General features: G+C 71.0%; 18 protein-coding genes and 1 pseudogene. 14 read left to right on the top strand and 5 right to left on the bottom strand.

From position 1 onward, the window contains the following. Positions 1 to 10: 10 nt before the first annotated feature. Both OG289_RS15265 and OG289_RS15270 read left to right on the top strand, forming a co-directional pair. A complete protein-coding gene (locus tag OG289_RS15265; RefSeq protein WP_327314555.1) occupies positions 11 to 802 on the top strand; it encodes a hypothetical protein in 792 nt (263 codons plus the stop codon). A gap of 112 nt (positions 803 to 914) precedes the next feature. Then, the gene (locus tag OG289_RS15270) at positions 915 to 1610 is read left to right on the top strand and encodes a hypothetical protein (RefSeq protein WP_327314556.1); all 696 of its coding nucleotides are present in this window, start codon (positions 915 to 917) and stop codon (positions 1608 to 1610) included. Between the two features lie 3 nt (positions 1611 to 1613). Here OG289_RS15270 and OG289_RS15275 read toward each other — a convergent pair whose 3' ends face one another. After that, a complete protein-coding gene (locus OG289_RS15275) occupies positions 1614 to 2459 on the bottom strand; it encodes an alpha/beta fold hydrolase (protein WP_327314557.1) in 846 nt (281 codons plus the stop codon). Positions 2460 to 2546: 87 nt separating this feature from the next. Between OG289_RS15275 and OG289_RS15280 the strand changes: the two genes are divergently transcribed. From OG289_RS15280 to OG289_RS15315, 8 genes are all read left to right on the top strand, one after another. Then, complete coding sequence (locus OG289_RS15280; protein WP_327314558.1) at positions 2547 to 2999, top strand: MarR family winged helix-turn-helix transcriptional regulator; 453 nt, start codon at positions 2547 to 2549, stop codon at positions 2997 to 2999. A gap of 286 nt (positions 3000 to 3285) precedes the next feature. Further along, positions 3286 to 4317, top strand: a complete 1032-nt coding sequence (gene glnII / locus OG289_RS15285) for a glutamine synthetase (RefSeq protein WP_327314559.1) — start codon at positions 3286 to 3288, stop codon at positions 4315 to 4317. Positions 4318 to 4386: 69 nt separating this feature from the next. Then, the gene (locus OG289_RS15290; RefSeq protein WP_327314560.1) at positions 4387 to 6201 is read left to right on the top strand and encodes a hypothetical protein; all 1815 of its coding nucleotides are present in this window, start codon (positions 4387 to 4389) and stop codon (positions 6199 to 6201) included. 284 nt (positions 6202 to 6485) lie between these two features. Next, positions 6486 to 7064 (top strand): winged helix-turn-helix domain-containing protein, encoded by a 579-nt coding sequence (locus OG289_RS15295; protein ID WP_327314561.1) that lies wholly within the window; start codon positions 6486 to 6488, stop codon positions 7062 to 7064. 60 nt (positions 7065 to 7124) lie between these two features. Further along, positions 7125 to 8162, top strand: coding sequence for an NAD-dependent epimerase/dehydratase family protein (locus tag OG289_RS15300; protein WP_327314562.1), 1038 nt, complete (start codon positions 7125 to 7127; stop codon positions 8160 to 8162). Between the two features lie 52 nt (positions 8163 to 8214). After that, entirely contained in the window at positions 8215 to 9486 is a 1272-nt protein-coding gene (locus OG289_RS15305) for a sensor histidine kinase (RefSeq protein ID WP_327314563.1), read from the top strand. Further along, positions 9471 to 10127 carry a response regulator transcription factor gene (locus OG289_RS15310; RefSeq protein WP_327314564.1) on the top strand — a complete coding sequence of 219 codons (657 nt, stop codon included), beginning with the start codon at positions 9471 to 9473 and terminating at the stop codon, positions 10125 to 10127. Before OG289_RS15305 ends, OG289_RS15310 begins: the two co-directional genes overlap by 16 nt. A gap of 172 nt (positions 10128 to 10299) precedes the next feature. Beyond that, the gene (locus tag OG289_RS15315) at positions 10300 to 11853 is read left to right on the top strand and encodes a DUF1996 domain-containing protein (protein WP_327314565.1); all 1554 of its coding nucleotides are present in this window, start codon (positions 10300 to 10302) and stop codon (positions 11851 to 11853) included. Between the two features lie 115 nt (positions 11854 to 11968). Here the strand turns inward: OG289_RS15315 and OG289_RS15320 are convergent, their stop codons facing one another. Then, positions 11969 to 12409, bottom strand: a complete 441-nt coding sequence (locus OG289_RS15320) for a hypothetical protein (protein WP_327314566.1) — start codon at positions 12407 to 12409, stop codon at positions 11969 to 11971. Positions 12410 to 12510: 101 nt separating this feature from the next. Between OG289_RS15320 and OG289_RS15325 the strand changes: the two genes are divergently transcribed. The 4 genes and pseudogenes from OG289_RS15325 (at position 12511) to OG289_RS15345 (ending at position 16529) form a co-directional block, all read left to right on the top strand. Next, on the top strand, positions 12511 to 13020 hold the full coding sequence (locus OG289_RS15325; RefSeq protein WP_327314568.1) for a tetratricopeptide repeat protein: 510 nt from the start codon (positions 12511 to 12513) through the stop codon (positions 13018 to 13020). Positions 13021 to 13070: 50 nt separating this feature from the next. Then, on the top strand, positions 13071 to 15032 hold the full coding sequence (locus tag OG289_RS15330) for a hypothetical protein (RefSeq protein ID WP_327314569.1): 1962 nt from the start codon (positions 13071 to 13073) through the stop codon (positions 15030 to 15032). A gap of 96 nt (positions 15033 to 15128) precedes the next feature. Beyond that, positions 15129 to 15759: pseudogene (locus tag OG289_RS15340) on the top strand (flavin reductase family protein); the annotation flags it as partial. Between the two features lie 80 nt (positions 15760 to 15839). Next, a complete protein-coding gene (locus OG289_RS15345) occupies positions 15840 to 16529 on the top strand; it encodes a TetR/AcrR family transcriptional regulator (protein ID WP_327314570.1) in 690 nt (229 codons plus the stop codon). 132 nt (positions 16530 to 16661) lie between these two features. Here OG289_RS15345 and OG289_RS15350 read toward each other — a convergent pair whose 3' ends face one another. The 3 genes from OG289_RS15350 to pulA all read right to left on the bottom strand — a co-directional run bounded on the left by OG289_RS15350 (position 16662) and on the right by pulA (position 24191). Beyond that, positions 16662 to 17024: a 5-carboxymethyl-2-hydroxymuconate Delta-isomerase gene (locus OG289_RS15350; protein WP_327314571.1), complete on the bottom strand. Its 363-nt coding sequence runs from the start codon at positions 17022 to 17024 to the stop codon at positions 16662 to 16664. 36 nt (positions 17025 to 17060) lie between these two features. Further along, on the bottom strand, positions 17061 to 18686 hold the full coding sequence (locus OG289_RS15355; protein WP_327314572.1) for a fused response regulator/phosphatase: 1626 nt from the start codon (positions 18684 to 18686) through the stop codon (positions 17061 to 17063). Between the two features lie 84 nt (positions 18687 to 18770). Further along, complete coding sequence (gene pulA / locus OG289_RS15360; protein WP_327314573.1) at positions 18771 to 24191, bottom strand: pullulanase-type alpha-1,6-glucosidase; 5421 nt, start codon at positions 24189 to 24191, stop codon at positions 18771 to 18773. Positions 24192 to 24396: the final 205 nt, after the last annotated feature.

A 24396-nucleotide genomic window follows, 5' to 3' on the forward strand; every position in this document is an offset into this window, starting at 1 on the left:
CTCCGCCGCCATGACCTTCGGTGATCAAGGATTCCCGTACGGGCCGCCGGACCCGTACGCCCGGTTCATGGCCGAACAGGAGCGGATACGCAAGCGCCGACGGGCCCGGCGCACGGCCCTCACCGGGACCGGTGTCGCCCTCTGCGTCGTCATCGCCGCCGGTGCCGCGCTGATCGGAGACGGGGACGAAGCCGACCGGAGCGTCTCCGCTCCCTCGGCGACCGGCGCCCCGTCCGTGAACATCAGCCTCCCCTCCGACGCCCCGAGCGCGCTCCCCTCGCTGCTCGCCCGCCCGGTCATCCGGCCGGAGCAGGCGTTCCCCTCGACGAGCGTCCGACTGACGGACGGTTCCCGGTACACCCGCGTCGACCTGGCCACCACCACCGACTGCACCCGGGGCATGTCGCCCGAGCTCGCCCAGCTGATCGAACAGGGCGAGGGGTGCTCCCGGTTGACGGCGGCCCTGTTCACGGACGCCGGCCGGCGCTCGCAGGTGACGGTCACCGTGCTGAGCTTCGAGCGGGTCGAGGACGCCGCGCGGGTGTTCGCGATGGCCTCGATGGCCCCGGTGAGGTACCAGGTGGTCTCACTCGACCCGCCCCCAAAGGCCGGTCTGCCGACGGTCCCGCCGGGCTCGTCCGGGGTCTTCCGGCGGGTGATGACCGTCCGCTCGGTGGTGTTCGCGAACGGGCAGTGGGGTGACGGCGCGGAGACCGGGGAGGCCGAACTCACCGCTCAGACGGAGGGGTTGCTCCGGCACGTCGACAACACGGTGGTGGCGTACGAGGACGGGAAGGGATGAACCATTCCCCTGTGACGCACACCACTTCCAGTGACTCCTGTAACCGCTGAGCAACCCCGTTCGGTATCTCGTACATAGCGGCGTACGCTCCCCTACCTCTCAGGAGGCGCGCATGTCGCGCAGGAGAAGTCTCGGTACGAAGAAGAAGGTCGCGCTGCTGGTGAGCGCGGCGGCGGTGGCGGGAGGCGGCGCCTTCGTCATGGCGAGCACCTCGAACGCCGCGCAGAGTCAGGGCCCCAAGACCCTGTCCGCCGCGGACTCGACCGTCTGCCAGGGTCTCGCCACCGCCCTCGGCAACAACCAGAAGTTCATCGACGGGCAGCGGGCCGCTCCGGACGCGCAGTCCGCGGCCCGGATCGCCAACCGCGAGGCCGTCATCGCGCAGATCAAGGTCCAGCAGAAGGCGTCCGGGTGCGTTGTTGGGGAGTCGGCTCAGGACTCCCAGGCGACGCAGCCTTCGCAGGCGGCGTCCAACCCCGCGGGAAACACCGGTAACGCCGGCAACGCTGGCAATGCGGGCAATGCGGGCAATGCGGGCAACGGCGGTGCCGCCGCCTCGGGCCGGCAGGTCTGCAACGGTTCCACGGTCACCCTCTCCGGGGAGGGCGGTGCCCCGGCCGCGTCGAGCAACCAGTTCCCGGCGGGTACCAAGCTGAAGGTCACCAACCTGGACAACAACAAGTCCACGACCGTCGAGGTGACCTCGGTCTCCGGCAGCTGCGTCCTGCTCAACAACGCGGCCTTCGAACTGGTCCGTGAGCCCGGCAAGTTCCTCATCCGCCGGGCAGTGATCGAGAAGGTGGGGTGAGACTCAGGAACGAAGAAACCCACTGAGGCGCCGACCCGTTCCGGAAGGCGTGGCAGGCGGCAGCGCGTGGTGCGACACGTCCGGCAGGACGACCGTCTCGACATCGCGCAGCGTCTCGCCCGCCCGGGTCCCCACCTCGTACGCGTCATGGGTCCTGCTGTTCGCGGCCACGAACAGCAGGACCGGCACGTCCAGGTTCCGCAGCGCCTCGGGCGTCGGACGCGGACCCGTCACCGGCTTCCCCGACGGGAAGCCCGCGGCCGCTTCCTGCAGGCGGAGCCAGTCGGGGTCCAGGACCGCTCCCCCGGTCTCCCACTCCAGGAAGGCGCGCACCCGGCGCGGGGTGGGCCGCAGCAGCATCGGCAGGGCGTGGAGCAGATACGCCGTCTCGTACCCGGCGAAGCACTGGGTCGGGTCGAGGAGGAACAGGCGGCGTACGCGCTCGGGGGCCCGCAGGGCCTGGTGCAGGGCGATCCAGGCGCCGTAGGAGTGCCCACCGACGTCGGCCCGCTCGACGCCGAGCCCGGACAGCACCGCGTCCAGCCACTCACCCAGGTCGGCGACGCTCCGCAGGCCCCCTTGGGCAGTGCGCCCCGCCGCCCCGATCAGGTCCACGGCGTACACCCGCCGGATCCGGGCCAGGTCGGCCACCTGGGCGTACCAGGAGGCGGAGGTCGCTCCCCCGCCCCCCGGCAGAAGCAGCAGCGGGGGCGCGTCACGCGGACCGCAGACGTTGACGTACGTCGCGCCGAAGCGCGTGGCGACCGTCATCGCCTCCCGGTCGGCGGGCCACTTGGCCATGACCTTGTCGTAGGCCGCCTGGAAGACGGCGTCGTCGTACACACCCATCGAGCCTCCCGTATCATCTCGTCCAGCGAGACACTCGCTCAACGAGATAGTAGCCGAGCAGGACAACAGCCGCGGGAGCACAGCCACATGCCGACGACCGAGGATCCGGAGCTGGAAACCGTCCACCTGCTGCGCGCGGTGACGGTCGAACTCGGGCTGCACAGCGCCCGGTTCGCGAACCGCAACGGCATGCACCCGACCGACGTACGCGCCCTGATCGCCCTCATGGACGCCCGGCGCGCGGGCGAGGAGATGACGGCGGGGCGGCTCGGCGCCGCGCTCGGGCTGAACTCCGCGGGCACGACCGCCCTCGTCGACCGTCTGGAAGGGGCCGGTCACGTCCGTCGGACGCGCGGCGCGGCGGACCGGCGCAAGGTCGTCATCGAGGTGGACGACCGTGCGATCGCCCTGGGCCAGGCGTTCTTCGGTCCGCTCATCGAGCAGGTGGCGGAACTGCTCCAGGGGTACGACGAGCGGGAGCGGGCGGCGATCCGGGGCTTCCTGGACGGCGTACGGCAAGCGGCGACCGAGGAGAGGTGACCCGGTCCCGCGTCCTCTGCCCGGCGTCTCGCCACATCTCAATCCCATCGCATACGAGACCCCCGGCAGCCGCCCCTCTGCGACCGCGAACGGCAACTCCCGGCCGGGGCGGCGGCCTCACACCGTGAGCCGCGCCACAGAACCACCAGGTAACACGGGGTTCACATTCGAGCAATGATCGGGAAATCGCCTGTTGACAAGCTGCCGGGCAAACAGGCGGCGCCCCAGTGCCGCAGCGCCGCAGCACCCGCAAGTGCGTCAGACACACCCCCGAAGGAAGTGGCCCGTGACCTTCAAGGCTGAGTACATCTGGATCGACGGCACCCAGCCGACGGCGAAGCTCCGTTCCAAGACGAAGATCATGGCAGGTGAGCCCGCCGGTCTCGACGCGCTGCCGATCTGGGGCTTCGACGGGTCGTCCACGAACCAGGCCGAGGGCCACTCCTCGGACCGTGTCCTCAAGCCGGTCTTCACCTGCCCCGACCCGATCCGTGGCGGCGACGACGTCCTCGTCCTGTGCGAGGTCCTCAACATCGACATGACGCCGCACGAGTCCAACACCCGTGCCGCGCTCACCGAGGTCGCCGAGAAGTTCGCCGGTCAGGAGCCGATCTTCGGCATCGAGCAGGAGTACACGTTCTTCCAGGACGGCTACCCGCTCGGCTTCCCCAAGGGCGGCTTCCCGGCCCCGCAGGGCGGCTACTACTGCGGCGTCGGCGCCGACGAGATCTTCGGCCGTGAGGTCGTCGAGGCGCACCTGGACAACTGCCTCGCCGCCGGTCTCGCGATCTCCGGCATCAACGCCGAGGTCATGCCCGGCCAGTGGGAGTTCCAGGTCGGCCCGGTCTCCCCGCTGGAGGTCTCCGACCACCTGTGGGTGGCCCGCTGGCTGCTCTACCGCACCGCCGAGGACTTCGGCATCTCCGCCACCCTCGACCCGAAGCCGGTCAAGGGCGACTGGAACGGCGCCGGCGCGCACACCAACTTCTCCACGAAGGCGATGCGCGAGGGCTACGACGCGATCATCACCGCGTGCGAGTCGCTCGGCGAGGGCTCGAAGCCGCTCGACCACGTCAAGAACTACGGCGCCGGCATCGACGACCGTCTGACGGGTCTGCACGAGACCGCCCCGTGGAACGAGTACTCCTACGGTGTCTCCAACCGTGGCGCCTCGGTCCGTATCCCGTGGCAGGTCGAGAAGGACGGCAAGGGCTACATCGAGGACCGCCGTCCGAACGCCAACGTCGACCCGTACCTGGTGACGCGTCTGATCGTCGACACCTGCTGCTCGGCGCTGGAGAAGGCCGGCCAGGTCTGATCCCCGGTTTTTCCCCGAAGGGGCGCCCACTGTCACGGTGGGCGCCCCTTCTGCGTATCGTGCGCTGCCATGGGGAGCGACGGGGTGGACCGGCCGGGACCGGTGTACGCGTTCGGACTGGCGCGGGACGTGCCCGGTCTGATGCGGGCGTTGGAGTCCGGGGACGCGGCCGAACGCGAGGAGGCGTTGGACTGGCTGGGCTCCGCGATCTGGCGCGGTGAGGAGGAGTTCTACGCGGCCACCGCCCGTGCCGTGCCCCGGCTGGCCCGGCTCGCCGTGGAGCTGCCCGGCCACCGGACCGACCTGCTGGAACTGCTGGGCGACCTCGCGAGAAATGCCGAGTTGTACGACGGGCGGGAACCGGTCCGGCAGACCGTGGCGGAGGCGCTGTCGCCCCTGCTCCCTTTCGCGCACGACGCCGACACGGACATACGAAGCGCCATGGTGCTGCTGATCGCCGGGTGCGGCCGGGAGCACACCCTGCCACTGCTGCCACTGCTGCGGACCCGGCTCGCCGAGGAGAGCGACCCGCTGGTGCGAGGCCGGGTGGTGACGGCGCTCGCACTGCTGGACGACAACGGCGACGGCCGGCTGCACGAGCTGCTGGCCGATCCCGAGCCCCGGGTCGCGCTCGCAGCGGCCGAGGACCTGCTGCGCACCGCCGAACTCCCCCTGCCCGGCACGCTGGTGGACCACTGCGCGCGGGCGTTCGCGGCCGACCCGCACGAGCCGGAGAGGGTCCTGTGGCCCGAGCCCCACAAGCTGTTCACCGACCGGCTCCTGGAGGACCCGGAGGCCGCGCTGCGGGCCCTCGCCGGGGGCGTGCCGCTCGCCCTGGAGATCGCCGACCACTGGCGCGACCGCGAGGCCGACGTGCTGCCCTGGGCGCTGCGTGAGATGGAGGGCGAGGCCTGGGAGCTGTCCCGACTGGCGCAGCTGACCTGCGCCCTGCCGCCGGAGCTGCACGCGCGCGTGCGGGAGCACGTCCTGCCGTACCTGACCGCGGACGGTCCGGCGCTGCGAGCGGCGGCCCTCACCGCGCTCGCTCGGACCCGGGCACCGGGGGCCGTCGAGGAGGCCGTACGGCTCGTCGAGGAGGCACCCCACCCGTACGACACCTTCCGCGCCGCCACCGCGGTGGCCGAGGAGTTCGGGGCGGAGGCACTGCCCGTGGCACGGGCGGTGCTCCGGCGCCTCGACGACGCTCCGCCCTACCTGCTGGAGCTGCTCGAGCGCTTCCCCGAGGTGGCGGTGGACGCGGTCGAGGAGCTCACCCGGCTGCTCGCCCGCACGGGCACCGGATACCCGCCGGCGGCGGTGGCCGTGCTGGGCCGGCTGGGGCCCGCCGCGGGTGACCTGGCCGAGCGGGCGCTGCGGGCCTGCGTGACCGAGCGCGAGCATCCCTCGGTCTCGGCGGTCGCCGCCGTCGCCCACCACCGGGTGAGCGGGGACCCCGAACTCGCCCTGTCCTTCTTCCGGCAGGAGATGACCGCCGGATCAACGGGCCTGGTGATGGAGTGGGCGAGTGAACTCGGCCCCGCCGCCGCCCCGTTGCTGCCGTTCATCGAGCCGGAGCTCGCCGACGGGTGGCCCCTCGCCGCCCTGGCCGTCTGGCGCGTCACGGGCCGCACCGAGGACACCGTGGAGCCCTTGGCGCGGCAGGCCGTCGAGTGGAGGAGGTTCTACCCGGGCCGGCCCCACCCCTTGGTGACGCTGACGGAGATGGGCCTCGTCCCGCGCTTCGCCGTGGACCCGCTGCGGCAAGGAGCCGACGCTCCGCAGCGGATCGTCCCCGACCTCATGTGCGGCGACGCCCTGCACCCGGACTACGTGGTCCGCGACGCCGTCCGGAACCTGCTGGCGACCGCGCGGGTCGTCGACTGACACCGACTGCGCACCACGGAAGCGTCCAAGCTGTGAGAGAAGGCTCCTGCAACGGGCGGGTGTCTGCTTCAATGGGCCCATGGCCAGCTTCCAGAAGTACACCGCGACGGGTCGCCATGACCTCGAGCCCTTCTGGCCTTCCCGTCAGCACCACGACTTCGACCGGGTGTGTTGCCGCGCGACGAACGCGTCGGCCCTCTAAAGCCGTACACCCCGGCCTTCGGCCGACGCGAGACGACGTACGTCCTTCCCGACGAACCCTCGCGCGAAAGAGCTGACCTCTCATGGCGACCACTCGTTCTCTCTCCTCCGCCGCTCTCCCCTCCCCCGTCTCCCCCGTCCAGAACGCCGCCCGGCACCGACTGCGGGCCGTCGATCCGGACGAGGTGGTACAGGTCGCGGATCTCCTGCCGCCCGGCGCCACCTGGCTGCCCGCACCGCAGCACACCCTGCCCAGCCTGCCGGGCCGGCCGCCGATGGTCGGCTACCTGGTGCTGATCCCGGCGGACCAGCAGCAGCCGTTCCAGCCGGTCCCGGTACCGGCGGCCATCCCGGAGCCGGATGCCGGCGAGCCGCTCGTGCGGATCGACTCCGTGCAGCGCACTGCCGAGGTGGACGGGCAGCAACTCGACCTCACCTACCTGGAGTTCGAGCTGCTCGCGCACCTGGTGGCGTACCCGAACCGGGTGCACACCCGCGACCAGCTCGTCACCACGGTGTGGGGCTACGGCCACGTCGGTGACGGCCGCACGGTCGACGTCCACATCGCCCGGCTGCGCCGCAAGCTGGGCGCGCGGTACCGCCAGTCGATCCAGACGGTGCGCCGGGTCGGCTACAAGTTCACCCCGCCGACCGGCCACTGACCCTCTGCCCTCAGCAGAGGACGGTTCCGTCCCGCAACCCGGCCGGGCAGAGTCACCGGCATGAGACTTCTGGTGCTGGGTGGTACGGAGTTCGCGGGACGGGCCGTCGTCGAGGCGGCCCTCGGGCGCGGCTGGGAGGTCACGGTTCTCAACCGGGGGCGGCACACACCCGCCCCCGGCACCCGGTCGCTGACCGGCGACCGCACCACGCCCGGCGGCCTCGACGCACTCGACGAGGGGGACTGGGACGCCGTCGTCGACACCTGGTCGGCGGCGCCCCGCGCGGTGCACGAGGCGGCGCGGCTGCTGCGGGGCCGCGCCCGCCGGTACGTGTACGTGTCGAGCTGCTCGGTGTACACCTGGGCCCCGCCCGCCGGGTACACCGAGGACGCGGCCGTCGTCGAGGGCGCCGAACCCGACGCCGAGCAGACCGACTACGCCCGGGACAAGCGCGGCGGCGAGCTGGCCGTCGTCGACGCCTTCGGCGCGGAGCACTCCGTCCTCGTACGGGCCGGGCTGATCCTGGGCCCGTACGAGAACGTCGGCCGGCTGCCCTGGTGGCTGTCCCGGATCGCCCGCGGCGGCCCGGTCCTCGCACCCGGTCCGCGCGACCTGCCCCTGCAGTACGTCGACGTCCGCGACCTCGCGGAGTGGATCCTCGGGGCGGTCGAGCGGGAGCTGAACGGGCCGTACAACCTGATGAGCCGCCAAGGGCACGCCACCATAGGCGAGTTGCTCGACGCATGCGTCCGGGTGACCGGTTCGGCGGCCGAACTGCGCTGGATGGCCCCGGAGGTCATCCTCGACGCGGGCATCGAACCGTGGACCGAGCTGCCCGTGTGGGTGCCGCCGGGCAGCGACATGCACGACGCCCTGCACGCGGCTGACGTCTCACGGGCCGTCGCGACAGGGCTCGACTGCCGTCCGGTCGCGGAGACCGTCGCCGACACCTGGAGCTGGCTGCGGTCGATCGGCGGGACGGCACCCCAGCGCCCCGACCGCATCCGCAAGGGCCTGGACCCGGAGGTGGAGGCGAAGGTGCTCGCGGTCGGCACGGGTGGACCCGACCTGGAGGGTGTATCTGACACCACCCCCTGATCCGGGGCCTCGGCCCAGTGCCCCCCGCCCGCGGTGCGGCCAGACTGATGGCATGAACACCAACACTCAACGCGGCGGCGCCCGCGCCCGCATCCGTGAGGTGGTGCTGGCCGCCGTACAGGGGCTCGTGCTGGCGATCGTGCTCCTGCCCATAGGCGTCCTGTGCTTCATCCTGACCCTGGTGTCCATAGGTCTTGTCCCGATCGGCATCGGCATCGTCACCACCCCGGCGGTCCTGACCGCCGTACGGCGGGTCGCGGACACCCGGCGAGAGCTCGCGGCCGAGTGGGGCGGGGTGCGGATCCTGTCGGCATACCGGCCACTCCCCGAGGGCGCCAACCCGTGGACGCGCACCTTCGGGATGCTGCGTGATCCGCAGACCTGGCGGGACGTGCTGTGGCTGCCGGTGGACATGACGGCGGGCTTCGTCACGGCCCTCCTCCCGGCCGTCCTGCTCTTCTACCCCATCGAGGGGTTCGCGGTGGCGGCTGGGTGGTGGCGGGTGCTCGCGGACGGCGGGACCTACTGGTACGGCTTCGTGCCGGTCACCGACCAGCCGTCCGCGCTCGGCGCGGCCGCCACCGCCGCGGTGCTGCTGGTCGCCGCCTACCGCCTCACCCCGCGCTTGTTGACCGTCCACTTCCGGCTCACCCGGGCCGTCCTCGGCGCGAGCCACGGTGAACTCACCGAGCGCGTACGGGTCTTGACCGAGACCCGGCGGGACGCCGTGGACACGTCCGCCGCCGAACTGCGGCGCATCGAACGGGATCTGCACGACGGCGCCCAGGCCCGGCTGGTGGCCATGGGCATGGACCTCGGCACCGTCGAGATGCTCCTCGACAAGAACCCGGAGAAGGCCAAGGAGCTGCTCGCGCAGGCCCGTCAGTCGTCCGCCGAGGCGCTCTCCGAACTGCGCGACCTGGTGCGCGGCATCCACCCGCCCGTGCTGGCCGAGCGTGGACTGGGCGACGCCGTAAGGGCGTTGGCACTGCGGCTGCCGGTCGCCACGGAGGTGACCGTGGAGCTCCCGCGCCGGGCCGAGGCGCCCGTGGAGTCGGCGGCCTACTTCGCGGTGAGCGAGGTGCTCACCAACGCGGTCAAGCACTCCGGCGCCGACCGGATCTGGGTCGACCTGCACCACGCGGACTGCCATCTGCGGATCTCCGTCACCGACAACGGAAAGGGCGGCGCGCTCGTCGGGGCCGGTTCGGGCCTGGCCGGCATCGAGCGGCGGCTGGGTACATTCGACGGCGTCCTGGCCGTCAGCTCCCCCGCCGGCGGTCCCACCATGGTGACCATGGAGATCCCTTGCGTGTTGTCCTAGCCGAGGACCTCTTCCTGCTGCGGGACGGTCTCGTCCGGCTGCTGGAGGCCTACGACTTCGAGATCGCCGCCGCCGTAGAGAGCGGGCCCGAACTGGAGCGGGCCCTCGCCGAACTGGAGCCGGACGTCGCCGTCGTCGACGTCCGGCTTCCGCCCACGCACACCGACGAGGGCCTGCAGTGCGCCCTGGAGGCCCGCCGCAGGAAACCCGGGCTGCCGGTGCTGGTCCTCTCCCAGCATGTCGAGCAGCTGTACGCGCGCGAGCTGCTCGCCGACGGCAGCGGCGGGATCGGCTATCTGCTGAAGGACCGGGTGTTCGACGCGGAGCAGTTCGTGGACGCCGTTCGGCGGGTCGCGGCGGGCGGTACGGCGATGGACCCCCAGGTGATCCAGCAGCTGCTGGCCCGGCGCTCGGGTGACGGAGAGGGGCCGGTGGACCGGCTCACTCCGCGCGAACGGGAGGTCATGGAGCTCATGGCGCAGGGCAGGTCGAACGCGGCGATCGCCGCCAAAATGGTCGTCACCGAGCGGGCCGTCGCCAAGCACACCGCGAACATTTTTCTGAAGCTGGGTTTGGAGGTCTCCGACGACGACAACCGCAGGGTACTGGCGGTGCTGGCCTATCTGGACCGGGATCGGTGAGCAGTTCAACTGCTGTGCACTGTGAGGGCGTTGAGGGTGGTTTGTCGTACGGACCTCTCATCAATTTCTGAGAAGGCTGAACACCTCTGGGGCGACGTTCGTAAGTGAGGGGGCAGCTTCACTCCTGTCGGGCGCCTCGATGCTGCCCCGCAAGGAAGTCAGAGGAGTTCAGATGGGACGCAACACACGTAAACGCCGTTCGTCGGTGACCACCAAGGTCGTGGCAGCATCGGCGGCCCTAGCGCTCGGTGGGGGCGGGCTGATCTGGGCGAACTTCTACGCCTCGGCAAATGATTCGAACAGCTCGGGCCAGAACTCGACCTATGCCGCCACCGCGGGTGCGCAGGTCGCCACCATCTCCTGCCCCGATGTGGGGCAGAAGCTGACGAACGTTCCGGACCGGGCCAAGCAGGGTGTCGCGACCGAGCTGGCGAACCTCGACAAGCAGATCACCGAGGCCTACACCCGGCTCGCCTCCACACGCCAGGCCCAGGCGGGCGACTCCGGGTTCGTCCAGAACGCGATCGTCGGCCCCCTCAAGGAGAAGCGGGCCGCCACGATCGACCGCATCCGGATCGACATCCAGCGCGTCGGCGGCCAGTTCAACAACCAGCTGAGCCAGCTCGCGGCCTGCACCACGCAGGCGGCGAACACCAACGCGGGCCAGGCGGGCGGCCAGCAGCAAAACGGCGGCCAGCAGCAGAATGGTGGCCAGCAGCAGAATGGTGGCCAGCAGCAGAACGGCGGCCAGAACAACGGCGGTAACGGCCAGCAGCAGAACGGCCAGGGCGGCAACGGCCCGGTCGCCGCTGACTTCGTGGACATCACGAAGGTCCAGGGCAACGCGCAGCTGGGCGTGGGCCAGAACGGTCTCCCCGCGAACGGCAACAGCGGTTCCAGGGGCACCTTCACCTCGAACTGCGGCACCAACCAGAACAAGAACCACAACACCGACAACGTGATCGTCGCCCCCGGTGTCGCCAACGGCGCCCACCACCTGCACGACTACGTCGGCAACCAGAACAACGACGCCTTCGCGAGCGACCAGGAACTTGCCGGGGCCGGCACCAGCTGCCAGAACCAGGGCGACAAGTCCTCGTACTTCTGGCCGGTCATCCGTGTCCAGGACGGCACGCAGGACTTCGACCAGAACAACGACGGCGGCGGCAAGGAGGGCAACGTCGGCAAGATCCTGCTGCCGGCCCAGGCGCAGCTGAAGTTCGTCGGCAACAAGAAGGGCAACGTCGTCGCGATGCCGACGGCCCTGCGCATCATCACCGGTGACGCCAAGGCCTTCGTCAACGGCAACGCCAACGCCAACGTGAACTGGAGCTGCACCGGCTTCGAGAACAAGGTGCAGCTGGAGAACCAGTACCCGATCTGCCCGCAGGGCAGCCAGGTCGTCCGCACGACCAACTTCCAGAGCTGCTGGGACGGCAAGAACATCGACAGCGCCAACCACCGCACGCACGTGGCGTTCGCCCAGGCCGACGGCACCTGCGCCAACGGCTTCAAGGCGATCCCGCAGCTCCAGGTCCGGCTGGTCTACAACGTTCCGGCCCCGAAGCTCCAGAACGGCACGGTGGTGAACCCGTACGCGGTGGACACCTTCCCGGAGAACCTGCACAAGCCGATCACCGACCACAACGACTTCATCAACTTCTTCTCCACGAACCTGATGAACAAGATGGTCAACTGCATCAACACCGGCAAGAAGTGCAAGTGACGGTCTGACCGCACACTGAAGGTCGCACGCTGAAGACCGCACACCGAAAGGCCGGCGGTGAGGAATCCTCACCGCCGGCCTTTGTGCTGCCCGCTTTCAGTCAGCGGGCGTTGAGTCAGTGAGCGGAGTGCGAGGCGCCTTCCGAGGGCTCGTGCGAGGTGTGCGCGGAGTGGTCGGTGCCCTCCTCGATGTCACCGCCGAGCGTCTTGCGCAGTGTCGTCACGGTGCTGGTCTCCTCGCCCACGGCCACCCACTTGCGACCGACCAGGTAGTGACCGCCGTAGTCCTTGGCCCCGTTGATCCACTCGCGCTGGCCGCGGTCGGTGGCGAACGTCAGCAGGATGAACTTGCCGACGTCGTTCTTGCAGAGCGCCTGGCGCAGCTCGTCGGCGTCGGTCTGCATGTCGGGCGTGCACTTCACCTGGGCAGCGATGTGCTCCAGACTGCCGGTCGCCGTCTGCGGAACTGCGGCCTCCTTGTCGCCGGAAGCGCATCCCGCCAGCAGCAGCGCCGCCGCGGCGGCCGCCGTCGCGAGCATCGGTCGGGTCACCTTCATCTGTTCCTCCCTGCAAGAGCCTCGCTCTGGATACGGCTCCCGCGTGCGGTGCGCTCAAAATACCGGTGCCCCACCCGGCACACCCGTGCGAGAGTGTGCCGGTGAACCATGACTGGGAAGATCGCGTGACCGCCGCCTGGGCCACCTTCGACGAGTACCCGGAGGAGCGGGCCGCCGACTTCCGCGCCGTGATCGACGCGCTCGTCGCCGAACTCCCCGAGGGCAGCCCGCTCGGCCCCTTCGAGCAGGCCTGCGCCTGGGACTCGACCGGCCACAGCGACAAGGCGGCACCCCTCTACCGGGAGGCGCTCGCCCGTGGCCTGAGCGACGTCAGCGGTTACAAGGGACGTCGGGCGAAGATCCAGCTCTCCAGTTCCCTCCGCAACATCGGACAGGCCGAGGAGGGCGTCAAGCTCCTCACCCCCGAACTGGACGGCCCGTCCGACGAGTTGGACGACGCCGTACGCGCCTGTCTGGCGCTGTGCCTGTCGAGTCTGGGCCGCGACCGCGAGGGCCTGTCCCTGGTCCTCGGCGCGCTGGCGCCCCATCTGCCGCGCTACCAGCGCTCGATGGCGAACTACGCACGGGCGCTGACCGACCCGCAGGAGTGACTCACCCGGACGGCCGGTGACCAACCACCACCGCGCTCGTTCTGCTGGACGTGCAGTCACAGGATGTCGCCCCGCGCCCCGCACCCGGTTCGTCCACCGACAGGATCGTCGACGTCGAGCAGGCCGAGGCCGCGCTCGTCGAGCACTACCCGCGTCTGGTCCGGCTCGCCCATCTGGTGCTGCCGCCCGGCCTCGGCCGCGGCCGGCGCGTCCTGACCGCCCACGCCCTCGCCCAGCGCGCCCTGCCCCGGGGCCGCGCCTGCGCCCCCGTCATCCCGGCCCAGTCCACCGGCCGCGACGGCGATCTCGGGTATGCCTACGTCCGCCTCCAGGTGGTCCGTACGGCGCTGGAGGCGGGGCTGCCGCTGCGGCTGCGGGCGTGGCCCAAGCGCGCCCAGCTCCCGCCGCTGCTCCCCCAGGTGTGGGGCCTGCGTCTCTTCCCGCGCTCCGGCGGCGCCGACGAACTCGCCCTGGACCAGCGGCTGTCCGCCCTGTCGGGCCCGGCCCGGGCCGCCTATGCCCTGCGCGGCCTGGAGAAACTCCCCGACGGCGACGTGCGCGAGGTACTCACCGAGGCCGGCGTCGGGGACGTCGACGCGGCCCTGCGCGAGGCCGGCCGGGTCCCCGCCGCGCAGTACGCGCTGCTCGACTCCTGCGAGTTCGACGCCTGCTCGCTCCAGGCCCGGCCCACCGATCTGATGCGCCGCCGCCGGCACACCAGGGCCGCGCTCGCCGCCGCCGCGGCCCTCGCCGTGTGCGGCGCCCTGGTCGCGCTGCCCGGCGGCGGCTGGGGACCCGACGGCGCGGCCGCCCCGGTGTACGCGCAGAACCCGGCCGCCGAGGCCGCACTCGACCCCGGGCGGCTGGTGAAGGTCTCCCCCGCCGCCTGGAAGACCTCCGCGCGCACCGACTTCTCGGTCTGGCCCGCGCGCGGTCCCCTCACCGGCGACAGCGCGCTGCTGCGCCGCGCCCTCGCCGTCTGGGCCCGCCCCGGCGAGAAGGTCCGCGTCTCCGCCACCCCGGACACCCCCGTCGGCGGCCCCGCCGGACCGCCCCAGCTCCTCTACGCGGGCGACGTCGACAACGCGCGCGTGGTGATCCTCTACGACGGTCTGCGCATCGCGCGCTACGCCGAACCGAAGGACGGCACGGCCGGGGCGGCCCTGGACTTCGCGCGGGTCGACGGCGCGACGGACGCCGAGGCCAACGCGCTGGTGCTGGAGCGGGCCGACGGCAACGTCCGCTATCTGACGGCGCCCTGGGTGACGAAGGCCGGCGAGCGGGACCTGTCGAAGCCGGGCGCCGGGGTGATGGACCTGACGCTGACGGACGGGATCACCTCACCGCTGGCCAGCCCGGCCACCCAGACGGGTACGTGCACGACCTGGAACGTGCTCCAGCTGACCGTCCCCCCGTCTCGACTTCGTTCGACCGGGGGCACCCCCGTCTCCGGCACCCACCTCCTCAGCGACCTGGGCGAACTCGTCCCCGCCCGCCTCACCGCCGGCCGCCCGGGCTCCCCCGAGGAGGCGACCGGCACGCAGGCGCTGCGGACCTGGGCGCCGTTCGCCTGCTCGCTGGCCGACGCACGCGGGCAGGGCGTGCGGACGGTCAACGCGTGGGCGTACACGCGCCAGCGGCTGCCCGACGCGAGCGGGCAGGCGGCCTGGGTGTGCACGCGGGCCGAGACCTGGCGGGGCGACGGGAGCCGGGTGCTGGCCCAGTTCCACACGCCGGGCGGGCTGTTCGGGGCGGCCGTGGCGAAGGCCGGGGACGTACCGGCGTGCGGGCCGCGCGATCCGCACGTGCTGGCCGGGGTGCTGTGGAAGTCGAAGGGCGGCGACTGGTATCTGCTCGCGGCCGGCGACAAGGCCACGGCGTCCATCCGGTCGACGGGCGGGGTGCGCGGGTCCGGGCAGGGCAACGTGCTGACGGTGCCGGCGACGCAGGGTGCGCAGGCCGGCCTGAAGGGCAGACTGGCGGACGGGCGGTCGATCAGCGGGCTGCGCTGAGACTCCCAGCGCACGACGAGGTGCTGCCGCATCTGCGGGAGCGGGGACTCGACCTGCCGCCGTACACCGCGCGGGTCGACTGGTTCTTCGAGAGCCTCGTACGTCTTCGTCGCCGGGGGCATCGGGATCACGCCGATCGTGCCCACGCTGCGGGCGCTTCCCGAAGGCGCCGAGTGTCGGCTGGTTTTCGCCGGTCGTACGCGGGCCTCGATGCCGTTCCTGGAGGAGCTCCAACGGTTCGGCGGGATGGGGGTCCCCCGCTCGAGCGAAGCCGGGAGTGGGCGAGGGTGACGGTGGTGGAGGGTGACGGTGGTGGAGGGTCGGCCGGATCTCGACGCGCCGCCCGCGGACCTGCCCGAGGGGACGGCCGTCTGCTGCTGTGGTCCGGAGGGGCTCATGGCGGCGGTGCGGGAGCGGGTGCCGCACGTCCGGCTGGAACGGTTCGCGGCTCACGGTTCGGTACGGCGACACATTCGAGGTCGAACTCTGGTGCCGCGCACGGGTGTTGACCATCCCTGCCGACTCGAGGGCACTGGCCGCCGTACGCGCCGAGCTGCCGGACACCGCCTACTCGTGCGAGCAGGGTTTCCGCGGGACCTGCCCACAGGGAGTGCCGGAGGGCGAGGTGGACCACCGGGACGAGTTGCTCACCGACGCGGAGCGCGGCGACTCGATGCCGATCTGCGTCTCGCGGGCGCGAGGTGAGCGACTGGTGCTGGACATGTGACGGCAGCTGTGACCGATCAGGGTGAACACCTGGGTCGGTCCGGTCCGTTCGGGGCCGGATCCGATCGGTAAGGTGTTCGTATGACTACCGGGGTTCGTCGCAGAATGGGAGTCGAGGAGCGTCGGCAGCAGTTGATCGGCGTCGCCCTCGAGCTGTTCGCCCAGCGCTCGCCCGACGAGGTCTCCATCGACGAGATAGCCGCGGCCGCGGGCATCTCCCGCCCCCTCGTCTACCACTACTTCCCCGGCAAACTCAGCCTGTACGAGGCCGCGTTGAAGCGGGCGTCGGAGGATCTGGCAAGCCGGTTCGCCGAGCCGCACGACGGGCCGCTCGGCGCCCGGCTGCTGCGTGTGATGCGCCGGTTCTTCGACTTCGTCGACGCGCACGGCCCGGGCTTCTCGGCCCTGATGCGCGGCGGCCCGGCGGTCGGCTCCTCGACGACGAACGCGCTCATCGACTCCGTACGCCAGGTCGCCTACGAACAGATCCTGTCGCACCTGGGCATCACCGACCCGCCGCCGCGACTCGAACTGATCGTCCGCTCGTGGATCTCGCTCGCCGAGTCGACGGCGTTGATCTGGTTGGACGGGCGGCGCATCCCGCGCGAGGAGCTGGAGATCCAGCTCGTGCGCGACTTCGCCGCACTGACGGCCGTCAGTGCCGCCTACGACGACGAGCTGCGCACACTGCTGCGCCCCGTGCTGGGCGGCGAGCCGGCCGACGGCGCCTTCGGCGACCTGGTCACCCGGCTCATCGCACTCGCCTCCTGAGCCGGTCGGTTCGGCAGCGCCCTGAAAGGGGCGCGGGGCTGTGTCGATATGCGGCTCCGCCGCGCGAGCGCGACCAGCCACGATGGTGCCGCAGACGATCGACCGCACATCGCGCCACTTCCAGCGGAGCGCCTAGCTCTCGAACTTGCGGTACGACGGGTCGAGGTCGCGGACCTCGGCGGAGGCGTGCAGCACGAAACCGTCCTGCGACACGTGCTCGCGCAGCAGCTCCAGCACGGCCTCGGTCAGCTTCGTCTTGGTCTCGTCGGTGCGGCCGGCGAGGAGCCCGAGCGTGACGTGGACGACCGCGTGCCCCCGCTCCTCGGGGTCGTCGTAGCCGAACGCGGTGAATTCCGCGGGGCGGAACAGGGTCTTGCAGGCCTCCGGCTTGGCGGCCGCGATCTCGACCACCGAGGTGTGCAGGGCTCGCGCGAAACCGGACCGGTCGAAGGCGGGCGCCATCGTGGTCGAGTAGTCGACGGTGATCTGCGGCATGGGTACTCCTGTTCTAGGAACAAAACAAGGCTCAGCCTAGGGCCTGCCCTGGTTCGTCAGCCGCAGGGCCAGCATCGCGATGTCGTCGTCCCGGTCGTGACCGAAGTGGGTGAGGAGGGTGTCGCACAGGGCGTCCAGGCCCGGCATGGCGCCGGTGGCCGCCGCCCGGAGGTGCTCCATCGAGACCGCGAGGTCGGTGCCCCGGGTCTCGATCAGACCGTCGGTGACCATGAGGAGCCTGTCGGTGGGCTCCAGGAACAGTTCGGTGGGCGGCGGGTGGGGCACGCCCAGGCCGAGCAGGGGGCCGGCCGCCTTGGCGTAGTCGGCGCTGCGGTTGTCCCGGACGATCAGCGGCGGGACATGGCCCGCGTTGGCGATGCGGGTGCGCCCGGTGCCGGGGTCGATCAGGGCCAGGCAGACGGTCGCCGTGATCTCGGGGTGGTAGCGCTGGAGCATCCGGTCCAGGCGCTCGGCGAGCACGGCCGGGTCGCTCTCGTCGACGCAGTAGGCGCGCAGCGCGTGCCGGATCTCGACCATCACGGTGGCCGCCTCCAGCGAGTGGCCGACCACGTCGCCGACCGCGGCCAGCACCCCTTCGTCGGTGGGCAGGGCGGCGTAGAAGTCGCCGCCGATCTCGGTCTCCCGGGACGCGGGCACATAGCGGACGACGACGTCGACGCCCGGCAGCTCGGGCAGCCGGGGAAGGAAGCTGTGCTGAAGGGTGAGCGCGACGTGCCGCTCTATCTGGTACATGAGCAGCGGCTCGGCGGCGAGCACGGTGGCCTGGGCGAGCCGGGCCAGCAGGGACTCCTTCTCGGGGTCCACCCGGCGGACCCCGCGGGTGGGCGTGGCCAGGCACACCGAGGCCCGGCCGTCCTGGGTGGGGATCAGCACCAGCCGGGCGTCGTGCTGCACCCCCGGCCGGAAGAACCCGGCGGGCCACAGTGGCGCGGGCACCGTGGTGATCCGCACCCCCGCCTGCCCATGGGTGAGCCGCCGCAGCAGCTGGACCACGGCCCGGTGGGCGCCCGCGTCCGGCAGCGCGAGCGAGGTGCGGTTCCGGGAGGTCCCGCGGTACAGGTCGTCGTCCGGTCCGAGGACGAAGACGGCGGCGGGCGTGCCGGTCAGCCGCGCGGCGCCCTCGGCGGCGGCGTCGGCGAGTTCCTGCGGGGAACGCGCCGCCTGGATGGTGACGATCGCCTCCGACAGCAGCGCCAGCCGCCGCGCCGCCGCCTGGTCGTCGGCCCGCAGCCGCGCGGCCCGCACCGCGGCACGGACCACCGCGTCGATCTCCTCGGGCTCGGCGGGCATCGCCAGATGGGCCTCGGCGCCCGCGCCCAGTCCCTCGGCGCGGTCGCCCGGGGCCACCTCGCCGGCCGAGAAGTGCACGACGGGCAGTCCGGCCATGTGCGGCCGGGCCTTGAGCCGACGGCACAGCTCGAAGCCGCTCATGTCCGGCAGGCCCACGTCGACGAGGGCGACGTCCGGCAGGGTGCCCTTGCGCAGCCGTACGTCCAGCTCGACGAGCGCCTCGCCGCCGGTGCCGACCGCGACGACCTGGTGGCCGGCGCGGCGCAGCACTCTCCCCAGGGCGAACCGGCCGGCCGCCGTGTGGTCCACGACGAGCACGGTCGTGCCGGTCCGTCTGCCACTGACGTCCATGTGTCAACCCTCGGACTCACCGATGGAGCAGACCTGGTTCAAGGCCTGCTCCACCAAGGTAATGCCCCTGTCCAGGGCGCCCGTCTAGGGCGTCGTCCGGGAGAACACCGCCACGGTCCGGCCCGGCACGGCGAACGTGCCGGATTCCGCCTCGTACGACGAGGTCTTGACGGTGGCGTCCGTCCCCGCCGCCTGCACCGGGTGCAGCCGGTATCCCGTCCCGGCGAGTGCGTCGACCGTCTGCTCCTGGGTGGTCGGCGTCGCGTTGAACACGACGACCAGGTCGCCGAGCTCCATGGTGATGACTCCGGGCGTCTCGTCCTTGCCGGACAGCGGGAAGGACAGCGCCGACTGCACCTGCGCGGCCGTCCCGAGCGAGAACGTCTTTTCCGTCGTACGGATCCTCAGCAGGTCCTGGTACGCGGCGGAGGTCGCGGTGATCTGCGGGCAGCCCACGCCGACGGTGGTCAACAAAGGCTTGGCGTAGGGCCACTTGGACGCGTTGTCGGCGGCCGGCGGCAGTCCGCGCCCGAAGCCGTTCCCGGCGGCGCAGTTCCAGTGGATCGCGTTGAACCAGTCCCCGCTGTCGAAGGAGTTGCGGTCCAGGGACTTGGAACGCAGCAGGTCGGTGCCCGCCTGGGACAGCGCGGGTCCCTGGGAGAGGGCGGCGGTGGCCAGGGCGAGGACCTGCATACGGGAGCGGTCGGACGCGGAGGTGCCGGCCGGCAGCTTGTAGGCGAGGGCGTCGAACAGGGACTCGTTGTCGTGCGCGTCGACGTAGGCGAGGGCGTCGCCGGGCGCGTCGGCGTAGCCGGCCGGGGCGCCGTTGTAGTCGACCCCGGCGCCGGTGACCTCATGGCCGTCCGTGTCGGTGAAGCGGTACGCGGCGAGGTTCCCGGAGAGACCGACCTTGATGAGGTCCTGGTAGTGCAGCAGCCGCGCCTTCTGCTGGGCCGAAGTGCCGTTGCTCGTGGAGGAGTTGGGGTCGGTGTACAGCCCGGACGCGAAGCCCTGGACGCCCGGGTCCTCGTCGAACGGCCCGCCGCCGCGCACGGCGTCACGGGCGCGGTCGGAAAACGTTGCGACACCGGTTCCCGCCATGTTCTTCTGCGTGGCCTGCACGAACCGTGCGTCGTCGGCGACCTCGCCGAAGTTCCAGCCCTCGCCGTACAGGATGATCTTCCTGCCGTCGACGCCGTCCTTGGCGAGGGTCAGCGCGTCGAGCGCCTTGCGCACCGCCAGGATGTTGGCCTTCGGGTGGTGCCCCATGAGGTCGAAGCGGAACCCGTCGACCTTGTACTCCTTGGCCCAGGTGACGACCGAGTCGACGACCAGCTTGCCCATCATGGCGTTCTCGGTCGCCGTGTTCGCGCAGCACGTACTCGTGGCGACCGACCCGTCGGCGAGAAGCCGCTGGTAGTAGCCGGGCACGATCCGGTCCAGGACGCTGGCCTGGGCCTGACCGCTCGCCGCGGTGTGGTTGTAGACCACGTCCATGACGACCCCGAGGCCGTCCCGGTTCAGCGCCTGGACCATCTTGCGGAACTCGACCGTACGGGCCGTCCCGTCCGGATCACTGGCGTACGAACCCTCGGGGACCGTGTAGTGGTAAGGGTCGTACCCCCAGTTGTAGGCGTCCTTCGCGGCGCTCGCGGCCACGCACTCCTGCTGCTTCTCGGAGGCCGCCGGGTAGGAGGCCAGGTCACAGTCGGTGACCGCCTGGTCGGCCTTGTTCTCGGGGATGGTGGCGATGTCGAAGACGGGCAGCAGGTGGACGTACGACGTGCCCGCCGCCGCCAGTTCCCGCAGGTGCTTCGAGCCGTCGCTGTCCTTGTCGGTGAAGGCCAGGTAGGCGCCCCGGTCCTTCGCGGGGACCGTCGGGTCCGCGACGGAGAAGTCCCGGACGTGCAGCTCCTGGATCCGGGCGTCCTTCAGCGGGACGGCCTTCGGCTTACCGAGCGCCGACCAGCCGCCGGGGGCGAGGGACCTGTCGTCGAGGTCGACGACCAGACTGCGCGCCGAGTCGGTGGTGAGGGCCACCGAGTAGGGGTCGGTGACCTTGTTGGTGACGACCTTGCGGACACTGGGCGCCCACACGGTCACGACGTACCGATAGGCCTTGTTCTTCCAGGACTTGGGGCCGGTGACGGACCAGACGCCGGTGCCGGCGTCCCGCTTCATGGCGACCGTGGAGCCGTCGAGCTCCAGTGACACCTTTTGCGCCGTCGGCGCCCAAACGGCGAGCGTGGGACGGCCGTTGTGGAAGGTCGGGCCGAGTCGCGCCGTGGCCGCGCCGGCATAGAGGTCGTCCAGCACGCCCGCGATCTGCACGCCGGTCGCCGCCGACACCGCGCCGTTCACGGCCCGTTGGGTGGCGACGACCTGGCCGCTCAGTGCCTCACGCACCCGGTCCCGGTCGCGCGGGTCGACGGACCAGGCGGTGTAGGCCTTGAGGTGCGGGTACTTGGCCTTCTGGGCGTCGGTGAGAGCGGTCTTCGTCAGCCGCAGCCACTTGGCGGCACCGGTGAGCCTGCCGTCCGCGACGGCGATCACACCGTCCCGGCTGTACAGCAACTGGGTGGAGGCGGCGGCCTCGGAGCCGTTCCAGGCCACCGTGTTCCGGTCGATCCAGACCGCCTTGGAGGTGCTCAGGTCCAGCGCCGCGGCGGAACCGGCCGGCTGCGGGAGCAGGTACTTCTCCTGGCCGTTCAGCAGCCACACCTCGTGGCCGTTCGCGGTGAGATCCAGCGACTGGTCGGAGGGGAGGTCCTTGTCGTCGCCCTTGTGGAGGATGTAGCTGAGGCTGGTGGCACCGGCGGTGAGCGGCACCTCGAAGACCGCGCCGTAGGCGTCGGTCCGCACCGGCTTCAGCGGGTGCGACCACTCGGTGGGGTTCGCGGCTCCCGTCCAGACGTGCAGGCCCCAGCCGTCGTAGTTCCCGTCGGCGCGGTGGTAGTGCAGGACGGCCTTGGCGGTGTCCTGGGCCGGGTAGTCGTCGGGCTTCTCCGTCCGTACGGCCTCCTTGCCCTGCTCGATCCAGACCTCACCGGTCTTCGTGACGTCGATCGTGCGGTCGGCGGAGACGTCCTTGGTGCCGTTCTTGTCGATCACCAGGAAGCCGACGCTGGAGGCCCCGGGCTTCAGCTTGACGTAGGCGAAGGCCCCGTACGCGTCCCGGCCGACGAAGGGGTGGCTGTCGGGCCAGTTCGTCGACTCGCCGTCGGCGAGGTCGCCCCAGGCGTACAGGCCCCAGTCGGTGTAGTCGCCGTCGGTGCGCTGGTAGTGGACGATCGCGTAGTCGCGGGAGGAGGCGGTGGGGATCTCCTCGGCGGGCGGGGTACCGGTGACGGACTCCGCCGTGGCGCTCGCCGTCCGCCCGGCCGAGTCGATCACGACCGCCTTGTAGCGCAGGGCAGTACCCGCCGGTACGTCCTTGCCGATGGTCTGGGTGACCTTGTAGGGGGCGTGGTCGGCGGAGCCGAGGGTCTGCCACTTGCCGGTGCCGACCTGGGCGGCGAAGACGACCCGGTTGAGCTGCCCGCCCTCGACGTCGGCGCTCAGCTCGACGGTGCCGGTGGCTCCGGTGGCCGGGGCCTTGAGGGTGAGCGTCGGCTGGGTGGCGGGCTTGGCGAGACGGCCGGCCGCCTTCAGGACGATCGCGGAACCGGCCGGGACGGTGACGGTGATCTTCTTGTCGGCGCCGGCCTTGGCGGTGGCGTCGGTGCCGTAGATCCCGGCGTACGTCATGTTCGCCGAGCCGGCGGCGAAGGTCGCCGTCTTCGCCTCGTCCGAGTTGTTGAAGGCGACGACGTACTCGGTGCCCGACTTGGCGTCGGTGCGCGAGAAAGCGTAGACACCCGCGCCGTCCGCCGCGTACCGCTCGGTCTGGACACCGTCCGTGAGGGCCGGGTTGGCCTTGCGGAGCTTGGCGAGTGCGGCGATCTGCCGGTACAGCGGGGCGCTCGTGTCGTAGGCGTCGCTCGCGTGGGTGCGGTCGGTGCCGATCTCGTCGTCGTCGAGATAGTCGGTGACCTTGGACGCGAACAGCGTCTGGCGAGCGTCCTTGTCACCGCCCGAGCCGGTGAAGCCCTGCTCGTCGCCGTAGTAGACGACGGGGTTGCCGCGGCTGAGGAACATCAGCTCGTTGGCGAGCTTGTCCTTGGCCAGGAGTTCCGCATCCGTGGCCTTGGGGTTGTCCTGGTTCAGGAAGTACCCGATGCGGCCCATGTCGTGGTTGCCGAGGAAGGTGACCTGCTCGTACGCGTTGGCCTTGTCGGTCGTGTACTTGTAGTCGTCGCCGAAGACCGAGGCCAGCTTCTGGGCGCTGCCGCCCTGCGAGGCGTACTGCCGGGCCGCCTCCTGGAAGGGGAAGTCGAGCGTGGCGTCGAGGCGGCCCTGGGTGACGTACGGCGAGGTGATCGACGTGTCGGCGGAGTAGACCTCACCGAACATGAAGAAGTCGTCGCGGCCCTGCCTGGCCGCGTACGCGTCGAGCGCCGTCGCCCACTGGGTCCAGAACTCCATGTTCACGTGCTTCACGGTGTCGATCCGGAAGCCGTCGATGTCGAAGTCCCTGACCCAGCGCTGGTAGATCTTCTCCATCCCGCTGACGACCTCGGGACGCTCGGTCCACAGGTCGTCGAGACCCGAGAAGTCTCCGTATGTGGTCGACTCGCCGGCGTACGTCGAGTCGCCGCGGTTGTGGTACATCGTGGGGTCGTTGAGCCAGGACGGGACCTTGGCGTTCTTCTTCGCGGCGGCGACCGTCGGGGTGCGCGGGAAGGAGTCGGCGTCGACGGCCGGGAACCTGTTGCCGCCGCCGTCCGCGTAGTCGGCGTCGTCGAAGGGCTCGCCGTCCTCGGTCAGGTACGGGAACGCCCCCTTGGACAGGTAGTCGTAGGACTTCTCTTCATAGTCGACGACATCGGCGGTGTGGTTGGTGATGACGTCGAAGAAGACCTTCATGCCCTTGGCGTGCGCCTTGGAGACGAGGGTCTCCAGGTCCTTGTTGGTGCCGAAGTGCGGGTCGACCTGGGTGAAGTCGGTGATCCAGTAACCGTGGTAGCCGGCGGAGGCGTTGTTTCCCGTCCCCTGCACGGGCTGGTTCTTGAAGATCGGGGCCATCCAGATGGCGGTGGTGCCGAGGCCCTTGATGTAGTCGAGGCGCCGGGTCAGGCCCTTGAGGTCGCCGCCCTGGTAGAAGCCCTTGTCGGTGGGGTCGTAACCGGTTGTGAGACGTGAACCGGTCAGTCCGCCGGTGTCGTTGGAGGCGTCCCCGTTCGCGAAACGGTCCGGCATGACGAAGTAGAACTGCTCACGCGTGTCGTCGTGCCGGGCGGGGGCCGAGGCCAGCTTCGCGTCGGAGGGCGGCGGGGGCGGGCTGTCCGCGTGGGCCGCGAGGGGCTGGACGAGGGCTGCGGCGAGCGCGGTCACGGTGACGGCCGCGACCCGTCTGGCGTGTGTCGCGGTGCGGCGCGTCGAGGGCGCCGGCCATCTCGGTATCACAGGCGGGAACTCCTTGCGATTACGGCTCTCTTGGGTCCGACCCCGATGCCGCGGGACGGCTTCGTCGCCGGGTGCCCGCGTGACCGTATCGCTGACGCAAGGTTTACAGCAAGAGCCTTGCAATTCACAGCAAGAACTTTCACCTGGACCTTGACGTGCCCTTCTCAACTCCCCCACGCTCACCACTTGTTGAAACCCGAACCCG

This window comes from Streptomyces sp. NBC_01235, from assembly GCF_035989285.1.
Classification (GTDB): domain Bacteria; phylum Actinomycetota; class Actinomycetes; order Streptomycetales; family Streptomycetaceae; genus Streptomyces.